Annotated in this window: 2 protein-coding genes; one reads left to right on the forward strand and one right to left on the reverse strand. The window is 52.9% G+C overall.

Annotated features, from left to right (window positions below; translation table 11 throughout):
* Positions 1-846: 846 nt before the first annotated feature.
* The gene (locus ACZRJQ_RS21990; RefSeq protein WP_463980361.1) at positions 847-1,869 is read left to right on the forward strand and encodes a DUF4238 domain-containing protein; all 1,023 of its coding nucleotides are present in this window, start codon (positions 847-849) and stop codon (positions 1,867-1,869) included.
* A gap of 159 nt (positions 1,870-2,028) precedes the next feature.
* Here the strand turns inward: ACZRJQ_RS21990 and ACZRJQ_RS21995 are convergent.
* On the reverse strand, positions 2,029-2,254 hold a 226-nt coding region (locus ACZRJQ_RS21995), incomplete at its 5' end, for a hypothetical protein (RefSeq protein ID WP_463980362.1).

Genomic DNA, 2,254 nt, shown 5'->3' on the forward strand with positions numbered 1-2,254 from the left:
CGTCCGAATATGGCCCTCGGCGGCATCACCCCTAAACAGAAATTGGCCCTGGTGGCCTGACCTCTATTTCTGACGTGTATTAGAAATGGGGGGATTACCCTCTGACGAGTTTATCGTTCCGGATTCTTTCGACGATATGATGATAGTTCCCGTTTCACCCAGAATCGCAATTGTGGCTGATCTGCCCGACTCGGTCCTAACCCGCGATCAAGTCGCTGCAATAAATCAAGCAGCCATGGCACGGGCGAGTGATTACTACTTTGCGCGCAGGCTTGCAGTTTGCCCCGCTGTTCGTGAGATCAGCCCGCCGTTCGAACGAAGCTTTGACGATGGGCCCTACTAAGCGTTTCGAGCGAATCCTGAATGGCTCACGAACGACCTTGGAGCGCTTGGTTACTGGCAGGCTGGTTCGCGGTTCGCGCCTTGGGGATTGCGAACCAGAAGTGCGAACCCACGCGCGAACCTGCTGCCAGTACGCACCCGAATGCGTTCCCACCGTGCGTACCGATCTGCGTACTTGCCGTGCGCAATTTGCGCAGTAACTGCGCAGTAACTGCGCAGTCCAGAGGCCGTTGCTGAGGCTTGAGCATCTGCGGGCTGCCAGGGCATCACGCGGTCCAGTGCGTGAATATGCTGCGTGAAGGGGGCGTGAAACCCTACCTGTGGAGGGCTTCGCGCATTGACCAGATGCTCGACGGATGTGCGTGAACCACTGCGCGAAAAAATGGCAGACTCTTAACGACAGACCTGCGGGAAGGCTTTTCCGTAAGAGTAAGACCTGATCCAAAAACCAACGATGAGAAAGTGACGTATATCAGTGTGTTTAAAACCGTGAGGAGTGGAGTAATGCAGCAGATCCACAAGGACAATCACTATGTACCTAAGCTTTACCTAAAACAGTGGGCTACGGCTGGAAAAATTCATACCTATCGTTTGTTGGTCCCAAATGAAAAGATTCCACTTTGGAAAAAGCACTTCCTGAAAGGTATTGCCTATCAGGAGCACCTCTACAATTATTTTGTCGGCGGCGAGCAAACGGACGAGATCGAGCGGTGGCATGATAGGGAGTTTGAGGCGCCAGCGGAAGAAGTGATCAGCCGTGTGATCCGTGAGGAGAGACTCTCGTCCTGCCAGTGGCGGACGCTGATTCGTTTTGCTATGGCCCAAGACGTAAGAACACCTGCTCGCTACAGAGAATTTGTCGCGCGTCAGTCTCAATCGCTTCAACAGTTGTTTAGCGAGACACTGGAGCATTCAGTTGCTGAGCTAGAGCTCGCGATTTCGGAAGGGCGCTCTTTGCCGCAGCCACCTGATATTGAGTCAGAGAGTTTCCCGATAAATTTGATGGTTGATCGTCAGGCTGACGGAAGTGGGATGCTGCAAGCCCAAACAGTCCTGGGCCGTCGATTATGGTTGTGGAACATACGACGTTTGCTGACAGACACTATTAAAAAGATACCAATGGAAGGTTGGACGATTCTAAAACCGCCCCCGGGTCTAAATTGGCCTACGAGTGACAACCCGCTTGTTAGGCTCAATTTTCATGGTCCTGAAAGGTACGATTTTGGCGGAGGCTGGAAGGTCAAAAATGGAGACATTCTTCTGCCCTTGAGCCCAAAGCATCTGCTTTACACATGTGTTGGCAACCGACCAAGGGTGCGAGGGACTACGGTAGATCGTCAAACCGCCCAATTTATGCGGCGAGTCATCATCGAGCATGCAGACCGGTATGTTTTTTCTGCAGAGCCGAGTGATGAACACCTGATTCGTTCTAGGGTGGTGTGTCCAGAGCGGTTTATGGCTGAGCAGAACGCTTGGAAGGATTGGGATCGTGAGCAGTCTGCTGCTGAGGCAACACTCACAAGGTAAACACACGTCGCATGTGCCAGTTCGTTCATCGATGGTTTTGTTATCCACGGAGGTTAGATCCTCCCTTCACCGTGGACAGATCAGCAAGATCTTATGACGCGAATAGCGCTCGGTCTAGCCGTGATGGTACTGCCCAAACACTGGATACCAGAGGGCGCTTTAATCAGGTGCGCGAGGGGCGTGCGCAAAACCGCGTCGACGCGCCAATTGACGCGTACCTTCCATAGGGGTGTTTCGCGAATCGGACGTCCTGATGGTCGTGGCAAGCTCAAAGCGGTCACTTATGTGTAGAAGTCCCGACTTGATCTGACACCCCTCTTGAAAAAGAACGGGGCTACCGGGTTTGATGGTTGTGCGAGCAATCACCAACCCAAGAGGAGTAGCC

The organism is Pseudomonas sp. E315 (assembly GCF_055406205.1).

Bases quoted from the DNA above. Each gene is read 5' to 3' on its own strand.
- ACZRJQ_RS21990 (WP_463980361.1), top strand. From the start codon at position 847: ATGCAGCAGATCCACAAGGACAATCACTATGTACCTAAGCTTTACCTA.